This window comes from Kribbella steppae (assembly GCF_004342025.1).
In the GTDB taxonomy this organism is placed as follows: domain Bacteria; phylum Actinomycetota; class Actinomycetes; order Propionibacteriales; family Kribbellaceae; genus Kribbella; species Kribbella steppae.
Window position 1 is genome coordinate 184189 of sequence record NZ_SLWN01000012.1, and the last position, 22540, is coordinate 206728.

Here is a 22540-nt window from a genome sequence, read left to right on the forward strand (position 1 = left end):
CACAGCTGCACCCCGTCGACGAGATGCCCCGGCCGGTTCTCCCGGGCGGTCACCTGCGAGCGATCGACATGCGGAATTCCGGCGGGACCCGTCACCGGGGTGGGACGGACGCCCACTGGTGAAGGGCCGTGAGTTCCTGCTCGCGGCGCAGCCGTCGCGGCGCGATCGGCGTCGCTAGAGGCGTTGCCGACGTACGGTGCTCACTCAATCTTAGCCACAGTCGGCCAGAGGGTCATCCACGCACCCCGTCGCGCGCGTCAGCGGGGGAGCGAGCAGGTCGGTTTGCTGCGGCGGTGATACGAGTGCGCGCCGATGGCCAACGCCGTACCGAGGCCGGTGAAGGCGAGGCCGCCGAAGGTGATCATCCAAGCCTGTCCGGTCGGGCTGAACGGCGCTGGGTCGCCGGCCGGCTGGGTCAGGCCGGCCAGTACGGCGGTGCCCCAGATCGCGAGCGGGACGCCGTACAGGGCGAGGCTCGTGGCTCCGGTCACGGCGGGCGTGAGCAGGAGCCAGCGGGGGATCCGCGGGCGGCTCAGCAGAGTGATCGCCAGTACGGCGCCGGCGAGCGACGCGAGCACGGTGATGTCCAGGCCGGCCCGTTCGAGGATCCGGCTCAGACCGGAGGTGGTGCTTTGATCGAAGGTGGTGTGCCATTCGGCGGCGGTCACGCCGAGCGCCGATCCGCCGAGCCCCCAGACGAACTTCACTGTTGCCCACGGCACCACTCCCAGGAGCAACACGCATCCGGCGACTCGACTCCGTTTGGATGCGGCTCGCGGCGTACGCCGTACCAGCGGCATGTCGGGTTTCGGCGGCAACGGATGCGGTCCGCCGCACCGTGGGCATCGCGAGCGGCTTCGGCGTGTCTGCGCCAGGGCGGCCGCGAACAGCGCGAACGCGCCGACGAGGGCAAGCAGTTGGCTCCCGAGTGCGAGCGGTCTCTCGATGGTTCCGGAGGCAACGATGCCGACAGCGGTGAGCGCCAGGCCGAAGGTGCCGAGGAGCGCTGTTGCGGTTGCGAATCTGAGCCCAACTTGGGCCACTCTCGAGGTCGAGCCAACCGAGGCAGCGGCTACAACTGCTCCGAGGAGAAGTACAAGCGCGATGGCAATCGCGACCGGTGTCCCTCCCGGCGGATGGCCCTTGACGTCGGCGACTGGGAATCCTGCCCGGCCGCCGATCAGCCAGTACGCCGCGAGGACGCCGTACAGAATCGACCAGACCCGAACGGCCCGGCCGATCCACTCTGGCCATCTCCGAAAGAACCCCACGACCCCGAGTCTCCGCCTCGGCAGACCGCTCGCGGATCCCTCGCTGGGGTGAACAAACCCGCATTCCGGTCCGCGAAGTCGCACGTCACCAGGCGTGACGGTGCGTCACCAATTGTGCTGGTCCCTGTACGTCGGGCGCCCAGTGCTCGACTCTGGCTGGAGAAGCAGTCAGCTGCTTACGGGTGGAGGTACGAAATGACGACCGATCAGAAAGCCGGTCCGGCCGGGGTGCGGTCGACGACTGGTGTCGTCCACAAGCGGAGCGAGGTGAGCGTGGCCGAGACCGTTCTGAGGCTCTCGGCGGCCATCCGCGGTGCGGGCGGCATGGTGTACTTCGTGGTCGACCACAGCGGTGAGGCACACCGAGCCGGGGTCGATCTGCGTGACACGAAGGTGCTGGGTTTCGGTAATCCAACGGAGGATGTGGCCACCATGGCCGCGGCGCCGCTCGCCGCCCTGGACCTGCCGACGAAGATCCTGGTGTGGTCCGACGACGACGGCACCGTCTGGATGACCTATCTCAAGCCCGCATGGCTGTCCAAGCGCTACAACCTCGAGCCGGACCAAGCGGGCCCGCTGTCCACCGTCGATGCAGTGACAGCACAGGTCACGAGCCCCTGACGGCGTCAGGCGTGGTCGCCGTCAAGGAGTTCGTGGAGTTCCTTGACGGCCTTGGTGATGTCGTCGTAGTCGTTCTGGGCGGCACGTGACTCGGCGCTGATCACGCCGCACCGATGGACCCGCCGGAAGTCGCCGTACGGGAACTTGTAGTGGCCCTTGGTCTCCTCGTCCATCTCGGTGTCGATGCCGAGGTACCACTGGCCGTACTCGCGCCATCCGTGCTTGTCCAGGTACGAGTTCTCCTGGTCCGCGGTCGGCGCGTGCTCGCTCCAGTCGTCCCGTTCGTCCATGGCCGTCTGTCCCTTGCGGACGAGGCTCTTCGCGTGGTCGAACGCGGTCTTGTTCAGCTTCACAGTCATCGTCTGCAACCTCCGGCACGCCCGGTACCCCGGCCGACGACAGCTAGTCAGCCGATCCGGGTGACGGCGTCGACGAGCCTGGTCCAGAAGGCCGTTCGGTCGAGCTCCACCGCGACCTGGGCGTTGGATGGGCGGCCGGTGTAGCGGTGGAGGTCGACCACGGTGGCGCCGGCGGTCCAGGTGCCTTCGGTCTCGATCATCACGTTGGCGTCGACACAGCGGACGATCGTCGGGTCGATGACTCTGGCGACCGCGACCGGATCGTGGAGCGGTGGCGCCGTCATTCCCCACAACTGTTTGTACGTCGAGGCGAAGAACGTCATCCACTCGACGCAGATGCTTGCCAGCGGAGTACCGATCCCGGCGAACGCGGTCAGCACGTCATCGGTCACCAAGGCCTGGTGGGTGACGTTGAGCCCGCACATGGTGAACGGGACGCCCGATCGCAGGACCTGATCGGCCGCTTCAGGGTCGACGAAGCAGTTCGCCTCCGCGTACGGCGTGACGTTGCCGCGCTCGGTGGATCCGCCCATCCAGACGAGCTGATCGATCCGGCCGGACAGGTCCGGACGAGCGGCGAGCAGCGTGGCGACATTCGTCAACGCTCCGGTCGCCACGATCGTGACCGGCGCATCGTGCTTCGTCAGTACGTCGACCACCAGTTCATGAGCACAGGTGCTTGCTTCCGGCACCTGTGGGTCGCCCTCGAACAGTGGACCGTCCAGGCCGGTCTCGCCATGGACGTCGTCGGCGATCCGCAGCGGGCGGACCAGCGGCCGATCGGCGCCGCGGGCGACCGGGATGTGCGACACACCGGCGAGCGACAGCACCCGGCGGGCGTTGAGCGTGCACTTCTCGACCGTCTGATTGCCGGCCACCGTCGTCACGCCCAGCAGCTCGACCGCCGGATCGGCGACTGCCAGCAGCAACGCCATCGCGTCGTCATGGCCGGGATCGCAGTCGAGCAGCACCGGAATCGCCATCCGCGTAGCTTAGTTAAATCAGTGGCGGGCCGCTGGGGGCGCTGGTAACGTCCCCGGCCTGTCTTTTCGGGTGGCTTCTTGCACTGCGTGAAGGATCGAAACGAACCGGATGGTCTCCGGGGCGGGACCCTGTCGATTGCCGCCAGTCCGTCGTTCGTACACCTGACACCGAGTCGAGGCTCCTTTCGATGGTCGAATCCGCACTGATCCCTGCCGAACTCGAGGCCGAACGGGCCTTCCTCACCGAGGCCCGCGAGGCGCTGGCCCGGATGCACCGCGATGTCGAGGGCCGCGAGGTCCCGATGATCGGTGGCGAGGACAACGACGAGCGCTTCACCAACGAGGCCAGCACCCGCGCCCATCAGCAGCGGACCCAGGCTCTGGTCGACATGCCCGACGTACCGCTGTTCTTCGGGCGGCTCAATTACGAGGCCGGCACGATCGAGGAGCTCGACCAGATCTACATCGGCCGTCGGCATGTGCACGACGGCAGCGGTGCGCCGCTCGTCATCGACTGGCGGGCGCCGGTGTCGGTGCCGTTCTATCGAGCCACCCGCAGCGACCGGCAGCGGGTGCTGCTGCGGCGTCGCTACGGATTCTCGGATACCGCTGAGCTGACCGGGTTCGAGGACGAGCCGCTGATCGGAGCCGGTGAGGCCGATCAGGCCGACCGGTTCCTGCGTGCCGAGATCGAACGGCCGCGCACCGGGCCGATGCGCGACATCGTCGCCACGATCCAGCCGGAGCAGGACGACCTCGTCCGGGCGCCGCTGCACCCGAGCGTCTGCGTGCAGGGCGCGCCCGGCACCGGCAAGACGGCCGTCGGCCTGCACCGCGTGGCCTACCTGCTCTACACCGAGCGGGAGCGGTTGAGCCGCGGCGGTGTCGTGATCGTCGGGCCGAACCGTTCGTTCCTGTCGTACATCCGCAAGGTCCTGCCGGCGCTCGGCGAGGTCGACGTACGGCAGATCACCATCGACGAGCTGATCAGCCTGCCTGCCGCGGCGTCGGACGAATCGGAGGCCGCGCGGGTCAAGGGCGACGCGCGGATGGCCGGTGTGCTGCAACGGGCTCTGTGGTCGTACGTCGGTACGCCGACCGAAGGAATCCTTTACAGCAAGGGTTCTCAGCGGTACCGAGTCCACGACTACGAGCTGGTCGACATCGTGTCGGCCTTGCGCGGGTCGACGCGGTACGACCCGGGTCGGAATGCACTGGCGCAGCGGATCGCGCACGCCGTACTGGTGCTGATGGAGCGGCGCGGCGAGTCGCCGGACGACCGGGTGCAGAACGCGGTGGCCCGCTCGAAGCCGGTGAAGCAGTTGGTCGACGCGGTCTGGCCGCGTGTCACACCCGAGCAGGTGCTGCACAGACTCCTCGCCGATGCCGACTTCCTGGCACAGGTGGCCGGCGACTTCACCGCGGAGGAACGCGCTGCATTGCTCTGGCAGAAGCCGGCGCGCTCGTGGAAGTCGGCGAAGTGGTCGGGCGCGGACGCGGTGTTGCTCGATGAGCTCGAGGACCTGATCGAACGCCGTACCGGATCACTCGGCCATCTCGTCCTGGACGAGGCGCAAGACTTGTCGGCGATGCAGTTGCGCGCGCTGGGTCGGCGTTGCCGGACCGGCTCGGCAACGGTCCTCGGGGACCTGGCCCAGGCGACGACCCCGTGGGCCGCGGGCTCGTGGGATCGAGTGCTCGATCACCTCGAGAAGACGGACGGCGTGGTGGCCGAGCTCGATCGGGGTTTCCGCGTGCCCGATCAGATCATCGACTTCGCGGCGAGGTTGCTGCCGGAGATCGCACCCACGCTCGGTGTGCCGCGCGGGGTCCGTACGGTCGCCGATTCGCTGAGCATCGTGCAGACCGACGCGGTCTCCTTGCCGGACACGCTCGTCGCGTTCTGCCGGACCGCCCTCGCCGGCGAAGGCTCGGTCGCAGTGATCGCGGCTGACGACCAGATCGCACGCCTGCGGGACGCGCTTTCCGCCGCGGGCCTCGAGCCGGCCCTCCTCGGAGAGACCGAGGAGGAGATGGACACGACGCGCCTGGTCTGCGTACCGGCCACGCTCGCGAAGGGCCTGGAGTTCGACGCGGTGGTGGTGGCTGAACCGGCCCATATCGTCGCGGCCGAACCACGCGGCCTCCAGCGCCTGTACGTCGTACTGACCCGCGCCGTCAGCCGCCTCCAGATCATCCATGCCGACCCCCTGCCCGCCGCCTTGACCTGAGGTGCCGTGCAACCTCGGTGACCGGACCATCCGTCTTGAGGGGGACAAGGAGAGCGGGAGGCGCGAATGGCAGATCGGGACCGGGAGTACGTCGAGTTCGTCGAGGCGATGAACGTGTCGTTACGGCGGACCGCCTTCCTGGTCTGCGGAGACCGGCACAAGGCGGATGACGTCGTCCAGGACGCGCTGTACAAGTTGTACCTGGCCTGGCCGAAGGTGCGCGGCGTGGGAAACCCGCACGCGTATGCCCGCCGGATGGTCGTCAACGCGGCCCAGGACGGTCATCGGCGACCGTGGCGCCGCGAGGTGGCGATCGCCGAGTTGCCGGAACGGATCCAGCCCGACGACTTCACCGCCGGTCACGCGGATCGGGACGAGGTGCTCGACGCGTTGCGCGCGCTCGGTCCCCGGCAGCGGGCCTGTGTGGTGCTCAGGTACTACGAGGATCTGTCGGTCGAGCAGACGGCGGAGATCCTCGGCTGCTCGCAGGGCACGGTGAAGAGCCAGGCGGCGCGCGGCCTCGAGACTCTCCGGCAGGCCATCGACCGGGCGCGGCGAACGAGTTGCGCCTCATGAAGGAGAACGAGATGGACGATGTGCGGGACGTCGGTGCCGAACTGCATCGACTCGCCGAAGCCGAGCAGTTGGATCCGTTCGACACGGCGGTGCTGCTCCAGCGCGGCCGCCGGGGGAGGCGTCGCCGCAAAATTCTCGCCGTCGGTGGGACTGTGGTCGGTGTCGCCGCAGTGGCCGTCGCGGCCGGCGTCCTGCCCAATCTCGACGCCGCCGATCGAAGCCCCGTTGCGGGCGGAGGACATGATGCGGCCCAGGCGAACTCGTCCTTCGAGCCGGTCCCGGGCGTTCCCAGGGGCGAGGAGTCCGCGGGGCAGAAGCTGTCCAAGGAGGAGGCGGAGCGCCGGTGCGCTCTGCGCTACCCGGAGTACACACGTCCGCTCGGCCGGGGCATCTTGACCGCGGGCCGCACTGTCGAGTACGAGACAGCGGTGGGCCAGAAGTTCCTCGAGTGCACGATTCCCGGCGGTGACAAGCCGTCGGACGAGCTGATCGCGGCGGCCAGGCGGGATCCGATGCCGACCACGACCGCCGGACAGTTGCGCAACTGCTCTGTGCACATGTGGGTCGACCTGACCAACTGGCGCGTGACGGCGGTAGACCAGACGAAGGGATTCGCCACCAGCCTGGTGGCGGTGTCACCGTCCGGTACCAAGGCTGTTTCGTGTCTTCTCGACCCGTCGGCGGAAACCTCGATGATGAACCGTCGCTCGGGCTCGGTCTTCCTCACGCTGAACGCTCTCGGTGATTCGGACCCCGTCGTACCCGGGGGCACCAAGTACGCCGAACTGCGCGCCGGCAGCAGCGGCAGTGCCTACTGTCCGGGCACACCTTGCAAGGGCTGGTACGCCTTGGAGTACGGCCGGGTGGCGTCGAACATCACCAAGGTCCGGATCCAGCTGACCGGGTATCCGCAGGTCCACGAGGTCACGGTCACCGAGGGCTGGTACGCCATCGCCTGGCTGAACCGATCCTTCAAGGGCTCCGACCCGCATTACAAGATCACCGGCTACGACAAGTCAGGCAAAGCGGTGAAAGTGATCGCTCAGACCTGACCTCGACCGGTACCCTCTCGGCTTGACCATCTGCGCGTCGCGGCCGTGATCGGTGCCGACCGTACAAGCACTGCACCTGGAAGATCGTGATCGTCCTACGTCCTGTCTCGGCCGGCGCGGCCGCGACCGCCTTCGGTTGTCTGATGGCGGCCGCGCCGCTGCCGGCCGGCGCCGCGTTCGTCGGCTACCTGGCGGCAGCGCTGCTGATCGTGGCCGGGTGGGGTCGCAGTCGCCGCCGGTTCGGCCTGGCGAACACGGTGACGCTGGCCCGGCTGGTCGGGACGGTTTGGATCCTGGCGTTGCTGCTGCAGGCGGTCTGGGCCGAGCCCACACCGTTGATCGCGATCTGTATCGCAGTGGTCGGCGCGGTGTGCCTGATCCTGGACGGGGTCGACGGCCGCGTTGCCAGACGTCGCGGTGAGACCAGCAGTTTCGGCGGGCGCTTCGACATCGAGACCGACGCGGCGACCACCCTGCTGGTGGCGATCAGTCTCGCGGTCTTCGACGTCGCCGGCTGGTGGGTCGTCGCGATCGGGGCACTCCGGTACGCGTACTTGCTGGCCGGCATACCCCTGCCGGCGCTTCGTGCACCGCTGCCGTTCAGCCAGGCGCGCCGGGTGATCGGCATGAGCCAGGCAGTTCTCCTGGTCGTGAGCTTGTGGCTGGCCGCGGTTCTGCCGAGCTTGGCGTCCGGAGGCTGGCTCGCACTCCTTCCCGGTCTGGGACTGCTGGCGTTGATGTTCTCCTTCGGTCGCGACATCTGGCGCCAGCTCCGAACCTGAAACTCAGGTGTTTTTGTCGGTGGGTGTGGTTACGGTCGGTTGAGTGCTGACTCTGCTGCGGTATGCGTTACGGGTCTCACCTGGTAGCACTGCCTTGACGATGGGGCTTGCAGTCCTCGGTTCGGTGCTGGGGATGGCAGTCACGTTGCTGACCGGTCAGGTCGTCGGGGCTGTGCCAGGTGTGATCGACGCTGCCCCAGGAGCTATGTCGCTCGGCACGTTCAGTTGGTTGCTCGGGGCGCTGCTGACCGTGTTCATCATGCAGAGCCTCACGCCGGCGATCCATCAGGTGGCGTCGCAGATCCTGAACGCGGCGCTCGTTCGCGAGATCGGCACCGACATCACCGAGCCGTTGCTCCGGCCGCAGCGAGTCGCGCATCTCGAGGACACCGAGGTGCTCGACATGCAGGAGCGGGCGAAGGGCAAAGGCGGATTCCACCTCGCCGAGGGGTTGGGGAATCTGCCCTGGCTGATGGCCAGCCGGGTCACGTTGGTCGGCTCGGCGGTCATTGTCGGCGTGATGTTCTCCTGGCCGGTCGCCGCGATGCTGGTCGCGGTGACCTTGCTCCTGGAGTGGTACGGCGGCCGTCTGATCGCGCGCGAGATCGACGTGTGGTGGGGCAACACCGAGGAGCAGCGGCGGGCCGACTACCTGTTCAACCTCGGCATGCGCGACGCACCCAAGGAGCTGCGCGTGTTCGGATTGCACGGCTGGCTGGTGGATCGGTACGTCCGTGAATGGACCGCGGGCTTCCGGCCGGTCTGGGAGCGGCGCCGCCGGAACCTGAAGTGGTCGGTCATGACAGGCGGCCTGCATCTGGCCGCGAACGGGTTCGCGATCCTGCTCGTCGGCCGCGCCGCGCTGAACGGCGACCTGCCGTTGACCGAGGTCGCGACGACGGTGCCCGCGATCCTGTCGATCGGGGTGGCCATGAACGGGTACGGCGTCGTCCAGGTGAAGCGTGGGCTGTCGGCGTACCGGGCGATGAAGGACCTGCCGGGGACGATCGCCGAGCGCCACCCCGAGTCGGCCGCGACGACGCGGCACCGGGTGGAGACGATGCCGGCGCGCGATGTCCGGTTCGAGAACGTCAGCTTCCGCTATCCCGGCTCGGACGTCGATGTCCTCCGCAACCTCGACCTCACCATCCGCGCGCACGAGGCGCTCGCGCTCGTCGGCGTCAACGGTGCCGGCAAGTCCACGCTGGTGAAGCTGCTCGGCGGCGCCTACCGGCCGACCGAGGGGCGGATCACGGTCGACGGCGTGGACCTCGCGGAGCTCGACCTGACCGCCTGGCAGCGGCGGATCGCCGCCATCGTGCAGGACTTCCTGCGCTTTCCGTTGTCGGTCACCGACAACGTCGTGTTCGGCGCGGTCGAGCGCGCAGACGACGAGATCTCACTCGCCAAGGTCGCGCGGGAGTCCGGGATCGACGAAGTCGTCCGCGGCCTGCCGGCGGGCTGGGACACCGTCCTCGACAAGACCTTCGACGGCGGCGTCGACCTGTCCGGTGGCGAATGGCAACGGATCGCGCTGGCGCGGGCGCTGTTCGCCGTACATGCCGGCGCGGGTGTGCTCGTGCTGGACGAGCCGGCGGCGGCGCTGGACGTGCGCGCTGAGGCCGAGCTGGTCGAGCGCTACCTCGAGCTGACGTCGGGAGTGGCGTCGCTGATCATCTCCCACCGGTTCTCGGTGGTCCGGAACGCCAACCGCATCTGTGTGCTCGCCGATGGGCGGATCGTCGAGGACGGCACGCACGAGGAGCTGTTGGACCAGGACGGGATGTACGCCGGCATGTTCCGCCTGCAGGCCGAGCGGTACGTGACGTCGCCAGAAAGCCCGGAGAGCGAGGCGCTCGATGCGTAGCCTGCGGATCGCCTGGCTGTGGCTCGCCACGTCGTTCCGGGCGGCGCCGTTGCCGATGGCGATCTCCACGGTGCTCGTCGCGGCGCGGGCGATCACGACGCCGGCCCAGACGTACGGCGTCAGCCAGCTGGTCGAAGGAATCGCTGACGACAACTCGAACACGATCGCGCTCGGCATCGGCATCATCGTGGGCGGTCTGGCCGTCTCGTTCGTCGCCGATGTGATCGGCTGGCCGCTGCAGGACACTGCTCAGGAGCGCATGGCCGGCCGGGTCCACGCCGACCTGCTGGACGTGACGACGGGCATCCCTGGACTGACGCATCACGAGCGGCCTGACATCGCCGACCGGTTGGAGCTCGTGCGCGAGCGGGCATGGCGGATGGGCGTCGGTGCGGAGGTGCTGCTGTGGGCCTTCGCGACGGTGGCGAACACTGTGACCGTGCTCGGGTTGCTCGGGTCGGTGAATCCGCTGCTGTTGCTGCTGCCGTTGCTCGGTGCGACGCGGATCTGGTCGGCGTACGTGAGCAGCGTGCGGTCGCACAAGGCCTACGAGGATTCGCTGCCGCAGGAGCGGCTGGTCGACAAGCTGATCGACGTGTCGAAGGACGCGCGGACCGGGCTCGAGGTGCGCGTCTTCGGGCTCGGGAAGGTGCTCCTGGACAGGATCTTCGCGCTGCAGACGGAGCGGTTCCGGCGCCGGGTCGAGGCGGCTCGGTGGGGCGGGAAGGTCGACGGGTCGGTGCGACTCGCGTTCGGTCTCGCGTACGCCGTCGCGATCGTGTGGGTGATCGCACGAGCGCGGAACGGGCAGCAGACGGCAGGCGACGTAGTGCTCGTCCTGCTGCTGGCGCCGCAGGTGGATCAGATGACTGGCGGGATCGCGCGCAATGTCTACTGGGTGGGCGAGGTCGTGCGGAGCTTCAGCCGGTACGACTGGTTACGGGAGTACGCGAAGGACAACTCGTGGCAGACCAGTGTCGATGCGGCGCCGGCGCGGCTGCGGTCGGGTATCGAGTTGCGCAACGTCGGATTCGCCTACCCTGGCACGGAGTCCGCCGTACTGAGTGATGTCAGCCTGACCTTGCCTGCGGGCTCGGCGGTCGCGTTGGTGGGGGAGAACGGCGCCGGCAAGACGACGCTGGTCAAGTTGCTCGCGCGGATGTACGACCCGACGAGCGGACGTGTCCTGGTCGACGGCGTGGACCTGGCGACGATCTCACCGGACTCCTGGCGGTCGCAGTTGTCGGCCGGGTTCCAGGACTTCGTCAAGTTCGAGTGGACGGCACGGGAGGTTGTGGGCGTCGGCGACGTACGACGGGAGTCCGACGAGGCGGCGGTGCGTGCGGCGGTCTCGCGAGGTGACGCCGAGGCCGTTGTTGCCGGGCTGCCGCGCGGGCTGGACACACAGTTGGGCAAGAAGTTCACCGACGGCGTCGAGCTGTCGGGCGGGCAGTGGCAGCGACTCGCGCTCGCCCGTGCGTTCATGCGCGAACGGCCATTGCTGTTGCTCCTCGACGAGCCGACCGCGGCGCTGGACCCGGAGGCCGAGCACCGGTTGTACGAGCAGTACGCCGCGGCCGCCAGAGTCGCCGCGGCCGAGACCGGCGGCATTACCGTCCTGGTCTCGCACCGCTTCTCGACGGTGCGGATGGCCGACCTGATCGTGGTGATGCACAACGGCCGAGTGGAGGAGGTCGGCAGTCACGAGGAGCTCCTCGTGGCGGGCGGTCGTTATGCCGAGCTCTTCGAGTTGCAGGCCCGTGCTTACCGGTGATGCTTTAGGTTGGGGTTGTGGCGAAGCAGTGGGTGTGGCTTGCGGTCGGAGCCGTTGCCGTGGGCGTGTCGGCTGCGCGCTGTAGCGATGCTCCGGGTACGACGAGTGCCCCGAGCCCGACGCCGACGCCGTCCGTGGTACCCACGCCGTCTGCTGTCAGCACTCCGAAGCCTTGGTACGAGGACTACGACCCAGCGCACTTTGCCGTGCAGGTACGGAAGTACGCGGGCCAGGCCGGGATCCGGCCGCAGTTGCTGATGGCAATCTTGTACAACGAGTCGTACAAGCCGCACGACCCGGCGCTGGAGCGATCGTGGGCGGAGATCGACTCCGATCCGGCGTTCGGGATCGCGAACATGCACCGGCCCGCCTTCGACGACACCAAGCGCGGCCGTCCGTTCGCCGGGCGGAAGTGGGAAGAGCTGCCCGACGACCCGACGCTGGCCATCCAAGCCGCGGCCTGGCACCTGCACGACCTGGCCAAGCGACTGCCCTCGCAGCGATCCAGCCAGTTGAGCACGGACGAGCTGCTTGCCTTGGGCTACAACGCCGGCGGAGGCAACATGAGGGTGTTCGCCAAGGGCCGGAGGCCCGGCCCACAGGCGCAGTCGTACCTCGACCGGCTGCACGAGAACTGGGCGAAGTCCGCCGAGGCGGTCCGGACATGAACGACCACATGCACGTCGAGAACGCGCGCCGGTACGAGATCTCCTCGGCCATCGGCTTCGCCGGTCAACGGCGGCGCGTGTACGACGGTCTGGTGCGACGGAGCGGCGTACGACCGGGGGATCGGGTGCTCGATGTCGGGTCCGGTACCGGCTATCTGAGTGGTCGGGCTGCGCGCGCGGTCGGGCCGTCGGGCAGCGTCGAGGGTGTTGATCCGTCCGAGGCAGTCGTTGCCTACGCCAACGAGCATGCTCCACCGAACGCGACGTTCCGAGTGGCCGGTGCGGAGCAGCTCCCGTACGACGACGCGTCCTTCGACCTCGTGTTGTCGTGTCTCGCCGTACACCACATCTCGGTGGCAGAGCGTGGCCGGGCGTTCGCGGAGATGTTCCGCGTGCTCAAGCCCGGCGGCCGACTGCTGGTCGCGGACTTCCGCCCACCGAGCGGACGACTGTCGCGGCTCGCGATCCGCGCGTTCAGCGGCCACGCCGCGGAGCAGGTGGGACTCGCCGACCTGGCTGTTGACGCGGGCTTCTACATCGTCGAGACCGGGAGCCGCCGGCCTTTCCTCGCCTTCGTGCGCGCCACCCGGCCCGCCGGATAGGGTCGGTCCCGACGTCTGACACGAGAAGGGCAGCTCGGTGACCTCATCCCCCCGAAACACCTCGTCGGAAACGCTGCGGATCGGCATTGCCGGGATCGCGATCGAGTCGAGTACGTTCTCGCCGCATCGGAGCACGCTGGACGACTTCCACGTGACGCGGGGTGCGGACCTGCTGGCACGGTATGCGTTCCTGGCACCGGGCTCGGAGCTGACCGAGGGGGTGGAGTGGGTGCCGCTGCTGCACGCGAGGGCCGTACCGGGTGGGCCGGTGACCGAGGAGACGTACGAGCAACTGGCGGCGGAGATCTACGAGAAGCTCGGTACGGCGGGACCGCTGGACGGAGTGTTCGTCGACTTCCACGGTGCGATGAGCGTGCTCGGCCGGACCGACATCGAAGCCGAGTTCGTCGCGGGCATCCGCGAACGGGTCGGACCGTCGGTGTTGCTGTCGGCGTCGATGGATCTGCACGGCAACGTGTCGCGTGAGCTCGGCAGCACGCTCGACCTGATCACGTGCTACCGCAAGGCGCCGCACACCGACGCGTGGGACACCAAGGAACGTGCGGCGCGGAACCTGGTGGCGCGGCTGCGGTCCGGTGGCCGTCCGCAGAAGGCGTGGGTGCAGGTGCCGGTGCTGTTGCCGGGGGAGAAGACGAGTACGCGGATCGACCCGGCCAAGCGGATCTACGCGATGGTCGACGAGGTCGAGGCGATGGACGGCGTACTGGATGCGGCGATCTGGGTCGGGTACGCGTGGGCGGACGAGCCGCGTTGCCAGGCCGCGGTCGTGGTGACGGGTGACGACGCTGACGTCATCACCGCGCAGGCGAAGCGGCTTGCTGACGCCTACTGGGATGCGCACGACGAGTTCGAGTTCGTCGCGCCGACGGGCACCCTCGAGGAGTGTGTCGAGCGGGCGCTGGCGAGCGCCGCGCGCCCGTTCTTCATCAGCGACTCCGGTGACAACCCGACGGCGGGCGGTGCCGGCGACACGTCCTGGACCCTGGACGCGCTGCTCCGGCTCCCCGCGATCACCAAGTCCGAGCTGACCACGCTGTACGCCGCCATCGTCGACCCCGAGGTGACCGCGACGGCGATCGAAGCGGGCGTCGGCGCAACCGTGAGCGTTGAGGTGGGCGGCAAGATCGACTCCGGTCCGTGTGGGCCGGTATCCCTGACCGCTGAGGTGGTCGCAGTCGACCCGGCCGGGGGAGTCGTCGTCCTCGGCACCGGCGGACTACGCGTCATCGTCACCACCCGCCGCAAGCCGTACCACCTGGAGTCCGATTTCACCCAGCTCGGCCTGTCACCACGCGACGCCGACCTCGTCATCGTCAAGATCGGCTACCTGGAACCAGAGCTCTACGCAATGGCAGCCGACTGGCTCCTGGCCCTCACCCCCGGCGGCGTCAACCAAGACCTCCTGAGCCTGGGCCACAGTCACATCGACCGCCCCATGTTCCCCTTCGACCCCGACATGCCCACCCCAACCCTCACCCCCGAACTCCTCTAACCGCAGGGCAGGTGTACCGGGACGAACCGACGAAGGTGGCTGCGAGACGTTGGAGCCAGTTCAGTTGGCCTTCTTGGGGAGGAGGAAGTGGGGTGGGTCGCCAGTGAGGGCTTGGGGGGAGGTCAGCCAGGCTGCGGTTTCGCGGGGGTGGCGGCGTTCTATCTCGGCGAGCAGGAGTTCGCGGGCCTGGGCGGCGGTGGCGGCGTCGTCGGATTGGGCGGCGAGGAGGAGTTCGTCGGCGGTGGCGCACCAGACGCCGTACAGCTGGGAGTCCGTCCAGCTGCTCAGGTCGATGCCGATGACCTGGGAAACGGTCGTTTGGCGTTCAGCGGAGCGTCGGCGCAGCAGGCTGAGTGCCCAGGGCGCGGCGATGGCGCCCGCGACGAGCACGAGCAGGATGACCCAGTAGACCTTCATGGCTGCCGGGGTGATCTGTGCGTGGGCGGCCGCTCAGCCACGTTCCTCCTTCGAAGGGCGACGTACAGACTTGTGTAGCGTTCCGATGGGTCTGTACCCGCCTGCAGCGGAGAACGACACACGATCTCAAAGATCCCTCAGCGTCCTCGTCAACTACGGCGACCGCAAGGCCTCGTAGTCGGCCGCGGTCAGCGGCGCCGTGGTGAGCGCGCCGTCGGCGAGCAGGGCCTCGACCGGCGAGCCGTCGCGCCAGAACGTCACCTGGTCCACAGTCTCCAGCGCCGTGACGGACAGGACGATCTGCCCGACCGCCAGCACGTTCTCGGTGGGCGAGCGACCGTCAGTCTCGCCGGAAAGCTCGAGCCCGACGGTGGTCCCCTGAACGACCACGACGGTCAGGGCAATCCCGGGAGGCAGCGCGGACGTGATGCCGTTGGCCTGCTCAGACGCGGTCGGGCCGGCCGTCAATGCCTGGATCACACCGTCCAGGACGCCGGCACCAGGCACCTCCCGGGCAAAGCTCACCAGCCGGTCCTTGCGCACGAAGTTCACCTGCACAGTCGTCCTCGCCGCCGACGGCGCGGCTGTCGGTCCGCCGGGGGACTGCAACCGGGACGGGATCGCCTGGGGTTCGATCGGCGCCGGCTCATCCTGCAGCGGTACGCCGCACCCCACCAGCACCAGCGCGGCCGCGAGCACCCCAGCAAGAACTCTCACGACGTCACCTCCGGAAGCCGTATGACGAACTGCGCGCCACCAGTCGGTGACGCCGTACACCAGACCGCTCCACCGTGGACAGCCGCAGTCTCCGCCACCAACGCGAGGCCGAGTCCCGTCCCGGACGACGAGCCGCGCTTGGTCGCACCCGTGGCGAACCGCTCGAACACCCGCTCCCGGTCGCGCGGCGGTATGCCCGGCCCCGAGTCGTTGACCAGCACCAGAACGTCCGGGCCGGCCCGGCTGATCTCAACGCCGGTGAGACCACCGCCATGGGTCTCCGCGTTCTCGAAGACATTGCGGAACAGCCGGCCGAGCCGTGGCTTGTCGGCCAGTACGACGACATCCTCGGCGCCGGTCAGGATCGACGAATCGCGCCCGACCTCACCGAGTACCTGCCGAAGCAGCGGACCGAGTTCGAGGGACGAGCTCGGCCTGACCGCGAGCCCGCCATCGGATCGAGCCAGTTCGAGCAGGTCGTCGAGCAGGCGCCGGAAGCGTTGCAGGTCCGCGGTCACCAGGTCGAGCGCCCGCTGGGACCGCTGCGGCAGCTCGTCGCGGCGGGCGTTCAGCAGGTCGACGCTGCCGACGAGCGTGGTCAAGGGAGAGCGGAGTTCATGGCTGACGTCGGCGGCCAGCCGGGTGTCGCGGTTGATCCGCTGCTGCAGGGTGTCGACCATGCTGTTGAAGGAGCCGACGATCGTCGCGAGCTCAGGGTCAAGGGTCGCCGGAAGCCGCTGGTCGAGGTCGCCACCTGCGATCGACGCGGCGGTGACAGCGACGCGGTTGAGCGGGGTGACGACCGACCTGCTGGCCCACAGGCCGAGGGCCGCTCCGGCCGCCGCAGCCAGCAACGCGCCACCCATCAGGATCCCGCTGAGCAGCCGGAGATTCCCGTCGAGCTCCCCCAGTGGCGCAATCTCGTAGAACTCCGCTTCCACGGCCGGCACCGGCACCCCGACCACCATCACCGGCCCGTCGTTCGACCGGAACCGCTGGCTGGCGGCGCCACCACCGGCGACCTGGTCCAGCACGCCGGCCGGGATGGCGCCGCGCCCTTCATCGAGCGCCGACGCGTACCACTGGCCGCGCCACTTCACGATGATCGTGTGCCCGGCTGGTGTTCCCGCGGCCGTCAGTACGGCGGGGACGTCGGCCCCGGAGCTCCGCAACCGGCGCTGGACGAAGGCGGCATCCGCGAACGCCTCATGCTGAACCACCCGCTCGCGCTGGACCAGCAGATACCCGCGGGCGAGCAGATACGTGCTGATGGCAAACACCGCCGACACCAGCAACGCGACCACGCTGAACGCGAGCACGAGGCGGTGCCGCAGGCCCAGGTTACGAACGCCGAACGTCATCGCGGATCCAGCCGGTAGCCCATCCCTCGCACCGTCATCACGAGTTGCGGCCGGCCCGGATCACGTTCGATCTTGGTGCGCAACCGCCTGATGTGGACGTCGACGATGCGCTCGTCGCCGTAGTACCCGTGCTCCCAGACCGAAGCCAGCAAGGCGGAACGGCTGAGGACCCGGCCCGGCGGTTTGGCGAGCTCGGCCAGCAGGCGGTACTCGGTCACGGTCAGGTTGACGTCCTGACCGTCGAGCATGACCGTGCCACGCGAGGCGGACAGCACCAGACCGCGGCCGGGATCGGAGTCGAGGACGATGTCGGGCTCGGCGGCATCGGCGCTGGTACGGAGACGCCGGCGCAGGGCGCGCAGCCGGGCGGTGATCTCCTTGATCTGAAAGGGTTTGGTGACGTAGTCGTCCGCACCCGCCTCGAGTCCGGCGACGATGTCATGGGTGTCGGACCGGGCGCTGACGACCACGATCGGGATGTCGCTGAGCCGGCGTACCTCGCGGATGCAGGTGTAGCCGTCGACCTCGCCGAGCATCAGGTCGACCATCATCAGGTCCGGCATCGCGACACGGACCTGTTCGAGCGCCGACGGGGTGTCGGCCGCCTCGGCGACCCGGTACCCCTCGTCCTCGAGAGCGAGGCGCAGTACCTCCCTGATTCGATCGTCGTCCTCGACGACCAGGACCTGCATCGGCATCATCACATCCTGGCAAGTCGGCCGCGGCCTGTGACTGTCCGGAGCGGCATGTCATCTGATCGTAAACAAGAGGAGGGCCGGGGTCCGGCGGGACGCGGCGAAGTCATCGGATCGTCAAGTAGGGGTACGGCAGATCTCAACGTCCAGGACGGAGAGTGGAATCGGAGCCGCACCGTCCAGGGGAGGGACCGTCGATGAGCGACGCCGCGCACAGTCCGCTTCCGCAGAAGGCGATCGTGATGGTGTCCGACGCCGACCTCGACGGTAGCCTGTCCCCGCTGCGCTGGCGATTGCACGGACTGGTGATGGAGGGCGCGTGCCTGGTGGTCATCGACGTCTCGGAGATCGATCAGATCTCGTCGACGCTGCTGGCCGCCTTGCTCGACACGCACCGGGTGTGCCGTCGCCGCGGTGGGGGAGTCGTCATCCGGCACGCCAGCCGGAAGATGACCGACGTACTGCGTCGCACCGGACTCGACCGTGTCTTCGAGGTCGAGGCGGCGTGATCATTCCTGGGGGGAGCCGGCGGTGAACCAGTCCGAGCACGAGCCGAGCTGGTCGGACTACGTCGATGTGACGATCGTGGAGTTCGCGACACACACGGCGTACCTGGACCCGAGGACCGGGACCGGCTACCTCGTCACCCCCGATCCCGACCTGGACATCCCGGCACCGGACGAGCCGTTCGTCGGCGGCCTGTCGCTGCACACGGCGGACTTCCGGCGCGCGCTGAGCCATCTGGAGGAGGACGGTTGGCAGCTGCTGTACGACGACGAGGGCAAGGTCGAGCGGGCCGGCCTCACCGTCGACGGCCGCACCGTGGTCTGCCTCTTCGGCGCACCGACCGCCGCGCAACCAAGTCTCGAAACCCTCCGCCGCGCCCTCATCGCCCTCGATCTGGCCGCCGCGGTCGACCCCACCACCCGGCACCCCGACGACGACCAACCGCCCGACGCGACCTCGTAGCGACGTGGCGATCAGCTGGTCACAGCGGCCGCTTCCTGGTGCTGTGCAACCGGTGCGTTGAGCGGCGACTGGGGCCCGAACCACGCGTCGAGTACGGCGTCGTCCCCGAGCGCGCCGAAAGGCGCCGGGGCATGCTCCAGAATCCGGAGCAGCGCCAGTAGTCGCTGCGTCGTCTCGCACGTCATCGGGCCCTCCGACAGGCAGAAACAAACCCTCGGCGCTGCTTCTCGGAACACCGATGTCTAACCACCACATCGGGCCGGAACCGTCCGTCGTTACAGCGGCGGTGTGTCAGTCGGTGAGCCAGGGGCGGAGTTTCTCCGGGTTGCGGATGGCCCAGATGTGCCTGATCCGGCTCTCGGCGATGTCGAAGGCGATCACGGTGACGGTCACGCCGTCGTGCTGGGCGACCAGGCCGGGCTGGCCGTTGACGGTGCGTTCGAGCAGGGTGATGTCCGACCGGCGGTCGGCCAGCGAGGCGAAGAAGCGGGCGACCTGCTCGCCGCCGGCGACCGGGTGGAGCTCGGCGCTGACCAGGCCGCCACCGTCGCCGATCGCGACGGCATCGGGGTCGAGCAGACCGATGAGGGCCTGGATGTCTTTCGCCTGCCACGCCTCCTTGAAGTCGCGGACGAGGCTCGCGGTCTGGGCCGTGGGCGTCGGCGGTGTCTGGGACGCGTCGATGCGGCGCCGGGCCGAGGTGGCGAGCTGGCGGCAGGCCGCGGGGGAGCGGCCGACGATCTCGGCGACTTCGGGGAACGGGTACCGGAAGACGTCGTGCAGGATGAAGGCGACACGTTCGGCCGGGGTCATCGACTCGAGGACGACGAGGAACGCCATGTTCACCGACTCGTCCAGCGTGACCCGGTCGGCCGGGTCGAGGGCGGTGCCGGCCGATCGCCACTCGGTCCCGTCGGGCAGCGGCTCCGGGATCCATTCACCGACGTACCGCTCCCGCCTGGCCCGGGCGGAGCCGAGCAGGTCCAGGCAGATCCGGCTGGCGACCTTGGTGAGCCAGCCGCCGGGCGACTCGATCGCGTCCTGCTCCGGCCGCGACATCGCGTACCACCGGGTGTAGGTCTCCTGGACGACGTCCTCGGCGTCGGCCAGCGAGCCGAGCAGCCGGTACGCCAGGTTGATCAGCTGGCGTCGCTCGCTCATGATCGCGTTCAGGCCCGGATCGAGCCGGTCGTCTCGTGATCCGGTCATGGTGTCCACGATTCCCTTCGTCGGATTCGCCGTCCACCTGGTACGACGAAACGCCGTACCGAAGTGTGAGGTCCTCACAATCCGGCCGGCTGTGTCGTCGTACTGATCATGACCACACAATCCGCCGTAGACGAAGTAGACATCCGGGAACGGATCGACACCTTGGTCGAATCCGTACGGACCAGGGACCTCGACGGCATCAAGACGATATTCGCACCGAACCTCGTCTCGTTCGACATCGAGCCGCCGTTGCGGCACCTGGGCGCGGAGGCGAAATGGAACAACTGGACCAAGGTCTTCACGGTGTACACGGCGCTCGACTACGAGATCCGGGACCTGACCGTCGTCGTGGGCGGTGATCTGGCCGTCGCGTACAGCATCAATCACATCAGCGGCACGCTGCAGAGCGGCGACACGAACGAGTACTGGCTCCGGTGGACCGCCGTCTTCCGGAAGGTCGACGGCACCTGGCTGATCACGCACGACCAGGTCTCGGTGCCGACGGACTTCGCGACCGGCCAGTCGAAGCTGGATCTCGTGCCGTGACCGCATCGATGGAACCCGTGAATGTTGCCGTCATCTACTACAGCGCCACCGGTACCGTGCATGCGCTGGCCCGCGCCGCGGCCGAGGGCGCGGAGAAGGCCGGAGCGAACGTGAGACTCCGTAAAGTGCGGGAGCTGGCTCCGGAGGCCGCGATCGAGTCCAACCCGGCCTGGGGTCAGCACATCCGTGACACCACGGACGTGGTCGAGGCAGCCCTTGACGACCTGGCCTGGGCCGATGCGGTGCTGTTCGGTACGCCGACCCGCTTCGGTACGCCGTCCGGCCAGTTGAAGGCATTCATCGACACCACCGGCCCGCTGTGGCAGCAGGGCCAACTGGTCGGCAAGGTGTACTCGGCGCTCACCGCCAGCACTACGGCACACGGTGGTCAGGAGTCGACCATCCTTGCGCTGAGCAACGTCTTCTACCACTGGGGCGGGATCATCGTGCCGCCTGGCTACACCGACCCGATCCAGTACCAGTCCGGCAACCCCTACGGCACCTCCCACGTGTCCGGCGATGGCCCACCCGGCGAGGTCGCTCTGGAAGCAGTTCGCTACCAGGCCCGCCGTGTCGTCGACACCGCGACCGCCCTCAAGATCGGCCGCGCCGCCTGACGCCCGACCTGTTCGTCGGGGCGTCTTATGCCCGAGACTGCGAACATGGGCAGGACGACGTACGGCGTACTCGAGCAGGCGCGGGCGTCGTTTGCCGAGCGTTCGTGGCAGGACGCGTACCGGCAGTTCGCCACCGCGGATGTGGCGACGCCGCTCGAGCTGGACGACCTGGAGAGCCTCGCGCTCGCCGCGTACCTGTCCGGCCGGGACGAGGAGTCGACGCGGGTCTGGACGCGCGCTCACCACGAGGCCGTCCGCCGCGACGATCCGCTGCGCGCCGTCCGGTCCGCGGCTGCGATCGGGGCCGGCCTGCTGTTCCGCGGTGAGACCGCACCGGCGATGGGATGGTTCGCCCGGGCCGAGCGGGTCCTCGAAGGCTGCGACGACAGTGCGGAACAAGGATGGCTGCTGACCTGGAACGCCTTCGTCCGGATGTGGAGCGGGGACGTCGAGGAGGCGCAGCCGGTCTTCTCCGAGAGCGGCAGGACCGGTCTGCGCTTCGATGACACCGATCTGCTCACGATGGCCCGCCTCGGCGAGGGCATGTGCCTGGTCCTGCAGGGCGAGAGTCCGCGCGGGCTGGCCTTGCTCGACGAGGTAATGGTCGGGGTTACCTCAGGTGAGGTGACCCCGATGTACGCCGGCATCGCGTACTGCACCGTGATCGCCGGTTGTTCGGAGGTATTCGACCTGCGACGAGCCAGGGAATGGACCGCCGCACTCAGCCGCTGGTGCGATTCTCAGCCCGACCTGGTTCCGTTCCGGGGCAACTGCCTGATCCATCGCTGCGAGCTGATGCAGCTGGACGGCGCCTGGTCGGATGCGGCGGAGGCCGCGCGCCAGGCCTGCGAGCACCTGTCCGGTCCGGTCAAGTGGGACACGCTCGGCTCGGCCTACTACCAGCTGGGCGAGCTGCAGCGGTTGCGTGGCGAGTTCAGTGAGGCCGAGGACAGCTACCGGATGGCCAGCGAATCGGGCTGCCCGCCGGAGCCTGGCCTCGCGCTGCTTCGGCTGGCCCAAGGACGCATCGACCTCGCCACCGGCGTCCTGACCCGCGCACTGAGCGAGGTGCAGGAGCCGTCCGCGCGGTCGCGCATCCTTCCTGCCTACGTCGAGACCATGATCGCCTCGGGTGATGTGGCGTCGGCCCGGCTGGGTGCTGACGAACTCGACCAGATCGCGGACGCCATCAAAGCGCCGTACCTGCGGGGGGTGGCCGCGACGGCGGAGGGCGCGGTGCTGCTGGCCGAAGGCGACGCCGGCTCGGCGCTGCGTACGCTCCGGATGGCTGCGGCGACGTGGCGCGCGCTGAACGCGCCGTACGAGACGGCTCGTGTCCGGGTCTTGCTCGGTCTGGCGTGCGAGGCGCTCGGCGATCCGGAAATGGCGGCGTTGGAGCTCGACGGCGCGCGGAAGGTCTTCGAGGAACTGGGTGCCAGACCTGACCTCGTGAGGATCGAACGGCCGCGCGACGGCGGCCTGACCGCTCGCGAGGCGGAGGTCCTGCGCCTGATCGCGTCCGGAATGACCAACCGGGAGATCGCCCGGAACCTCAGCCTGTCCGAGAAGACGGTCGCTCGTCATGTCAGCAACATCCTCACCAAGACCGGAGTCCCGTCCCGCGCGGCGGCCACCGCCTACGCCTACGAGAACCGCCTGATCTAGACAGAACTACCCACGTCCCCAGCGCGGTCGTGCGTCGTGTGACCG

24 protein-coding genes are annotated in these 22540 nt (G+C 68.6%); 15 read left to right on the forward strand and 9 right to left on the reverse strand.

The annotated features are described in order from the left end of the window. Window positions 1-257 precede the first annotated feature (257 nt). Window positions 258-1271: a hypothetical protein gene (locus tag EV652_RS44220; RefSeq protein WP_158441318.1), complete on the reverse strand. Its 1014-nt coding sequence runs from the start codon at window positions 1269-1271 to the stop codon at window positions 258-260. A 195-nt stretch (window positions 1272-1466) separates the two neighbouring features. Here EV652_RS44220 and EV652_RS44225 point away from each other — a divergent pair, with 195 nt between their 5' ends. Next, window positions 1467-1892, forward strand: coding sequence for a DUF302 domain-containing protein (locus tag EV652_RS44225; RefSeq protein ID WP_158441320.1), 426 nt, complete (start codon window positions 1467-1469; stop codon window positions 1890-1892). A gap of 5 nt (window positions 1893-1897) precedes the next feature. On the opposite strand, the gene EV652_RS31780 is transcribed toward EV652_RS44225, so the two are convergent. Together EV652_RS31780 and EV652_RS31785 are read right to left on the reverse strand one after the other, a co-directional pair. Continuing rightward, window positions 1898-2251 (reverse strand): hypothetical protein, encoded by a 354-nt coding sequence (locus EV652_RS31780; RefSeq protein WP_132212972.1) that lies wholly within the window; start codon window positions 2249-2251, stop codon window positions 1898-1900. Window positions 2252-2298: 47 nt separating this feature from the next. Beyond that, window positions 2299-3234, reverse strand: a complete 936-nt coding sequence (locus EV652_RS31785) for a nucleoside hydrolase (RefSeq protein WP_132212973.1) — start codon at window positions 3232-3234, stop codon at window positions 2299-2301. Between the two features lie 188 nt (window positions 3235-3422). On the opposite strand from EV652_RS31785, the gene EV652_RS31790 reads away from it, so the two are divergent. The 9 genes from EV652_RS31790 to EV652_RS31830 all read left to right on the forward strand — a co-directional run bounded on the left by EV652_RS31790 (window position 3423) and on the right by EV652_RS31830 (window position 14299). After that, window positions 3423-5465, forward strand: coding sequence for a HelD family protein (locus tag EV652_RS31790; RefSeq protein WP_132212974.1), 2043 nt, complete (start codon window positions 3423-3425; stop codon window positions 5463-5465). 66 nt (window positions 5466-5531) lie between these two features. Next, complete coding sequence (locus EV652_RS31795; RefSeq protein WP_132212975.1) at window positions 5532-6041, forward strand: SigE family RNA polymerase sigma factor; 510 nt, start codon at window positions 5532-5534, stop codon at window positions 6039-6041. A gap of 11 nt (window positions 6042-6052) precedes the next feature. Further along, a complete protein-coding gene (locus EV652_RS31800; RefSeq protein WP_132212976.1) occupies window positions 6053-7093 on the forward strand; it encodes a hypothetical protein in 1041 nt (346 codons plus the stop codon). 86 nt (window positions 7094-7179) lie between these two features. Continuing rightward, entirely contained in the window at window positions 7180-7875 is a 696-nt protein-coding gene (locus EV652_RS31805; protein ID WP_132212977.1) for a CDP-alcohol phosphatidyltransferase family protein, read from the forward strand. A gap of 100 nt (window positions 7876-7975) precedes the next feature. Continuing rightward, complete coding sequence (locus EV652_RS31810) at window positions 7976-9742, forward strand: ABC transporter ATP-binding protein (RefSeq protein WP_242002129.1); 1767 nt, start codon at window positions 7976-7978, stop codon at window positions 9740-9742. Continuing rightward, a complete protein-coding gene (locus EV652_RS31815; RefSeq protein ID WP_132212979.1) occupies window positions 9735-11516 on the forward strand; it encodes an ABC transporter ATP-binding protein in 1782 nt (593 codons plus the stop codon). Before EV652_RS31810 ends, EV652_RS31815 begins: the two co-directional genes overlap by 8 nt. A 17-nt stretch (window positions 11517-11533) precedes the next feature. Next, window positions 11534-12184, forward strand: a complete 651-nt coding sequence (locus tag EV652_RS31820) for a transglycosylase SLT domain-containing protein (RefSeq protein ID WP_132212980.1) — start codon at window positions 11534-11536, stop codon at window positions 12182-12184. Then, window positions 12181-12786, forward strand: coding sequence for a class I SAM-dependent methyltransferase (locus EV652_RS31825; RefSeq protein ID WP_199238498.1), 606 nt, complete (start codon window positions 12181-12183; stop codon window positions 12784-12786). Before EV652_RS31820 ends, EV652_RS31825 begins: the two co-directional genes overlap by 4 nt. 37 nt (window positions 12787-12823) lie before the next feature. Next, the gene (locus EV652_RS31830; RefSeq protein WP_132212981.1) at window positions 12824-14299 is read left to right on the forward strand and encodes a M81 family metallopeptidase; all 1476 of its coding nucleotides are present in this window, start codon (window positions 12824-12826) and stop codon (window positions 14297-14299) included. 60 nt (window positions 14300-14359) lie between these two features. On the opposite strand, the gene EV652_RS31835 is transcribed toward EV652_RS31830, so the two are convergent. From EV652_RS31835 to EV652_RS31850, 4 genes are all read right to left on the reverse strand, one after another. Beyond that, entirely contained in the window at window positions 14360-14716 is a 357-nt protein-coding gene (locus tag EV652_RS31835) for a hypothetical protein (RefSeq protein ID WP_132212982.1), read from the reverse strand. Window positions 14717-14869: 153 nt separating this feature from the next. Next, a complete protein-coding gene (locus EV652_RS31840; protein ID WP_132212983.1) occupies window positions 14870-15433 on the reverse strand; it encodes a GerMN domain-containing protein in 564 nt (187 codons plus the stop codon). Beyond that, the gene (locus EV652_RS31845) at window positions 15430-16794 is read right to left on the reverse strand and encodes a sensor histidine kinase (protein ID WP_132212984.1); all 1365 of its coding nucleotides are present in this window, start codon (window positions 16792-16794) and stop codon (window positions 15430-15432) included. Before EV652_RS31845 ends, EV652_RS31840 begins: the two co-directional genes overlap by 4 nt. After that, window positions 16791-17492, reverse strand: coding sequence for a response regulator (locus EV652_RS31850; RefSeq protein ID WP_132212985.1), 702 nt, complete (start codon window positions 17490-17492; stop codon window positions 16791-16793). The genes EV652_RS31845 and EV652_RS31850 overlap by 4 nt, the downstream gene beginning before the upstream one ends. Before the next feature lie 194 nt (window positions 17493-17686). Here EV652_RS31850 and EV652_RS31855 point away from each other — a divergent pair, with 194 nt between their 5' ends. After that, a complete protein-coding gene (locus EV652_RS31855) occupies window positions 17687-17998 on the forward strand; it encodes an STAS domain-containing protein (protein ID WP_132212986.1) in 312 nt (103 codons plus the stop codon). A 22-nt stretch (window positions 17999-18020) separates the two neighbouring features. After that, window positions 18021-18458: a hypothetical protein gene (locus EV652_RS31860; RefSeq protein WP_132212987.1), complete on the forward strand. Its 438-nt coding sequence runs from the start codon at window positions 18021-18023 to the stop codon at window positions 18456-18458. A gap of 11 nt (window positions 18459-18469) precedes the next feature. Here the strand turns inward: EV652_RS31860 and EV652_RS44230 are convergent, their stop codons facing one another. Beyond that, window positions 18470-18643, reverse strand: a complete 174-nt coding sequence (locus tag EV652_RS44230; RefSeq protein WP_158441322.1) for a hypothetical protein — start codon at window positions 18641-18643, stop codon at window positions 18470-18472. Between the two features lie 106 nt (window positions 18644-18749). Further along, entirely contained in the window at window positions 18750-19667 is a 918-nt protein-coding gene (sigJ, locus tag EV652_RS31865) for an RNA polymerase sigma factor SigJ (RefSeq protein ID WP_132212988.1), read from the reverse strand. A gap of 108 nt (window positions 19668-19775) precedes the next feature. On the opposite strand from sigJ, the gene EV652_RS31870 reads away from it, so the two are divergent. The 3 genes from EV652_RS31870 to EV652_RS46060 are packed head-to-tail and all read left to right on the forward strand — an operon-like array spanning window position 19776 to window position 22495. Next, entirely contained in the window at window positions 19776-20213 is a 438-nt protein-coding gene (locus tag EV652_RS31870) for a YybH family protein (protein ID WP_132212989.1), read from the forward strand. Further along, window positions 20210-20830: an NAD(P)H:quinone oxidoreductase gene (gene wrbA / locus EV652_RS31875; protein WP_242002130.1), complete on the forward strand. Its 621-nt coding sequence runs from the start codon at window positions 20210-20212 to the stop codon at window positions 20828-20830. The genes EV652_RS31870 and wrbA overlap by 4 nt, the downstream gene beginning before the upstream one ends. A 45-nt stretch (window positions 20831-20875) precedes the next feature. Then, window positions 20876-22495 carry a helix-turn-helix transcriptional regulator gene (locus EV652_RS46060; protein WP_132212990.1) on the forward strand — a complete coding sequence of 540 codons (1620 nt, stop codon included), beginning with the start codon at window positions 20876-20878 and terminating at the stop codon, window positions 22493-22495. The last annotated feature ends 45 nt before the right edge of the window (window positions 22496-22540 follow it).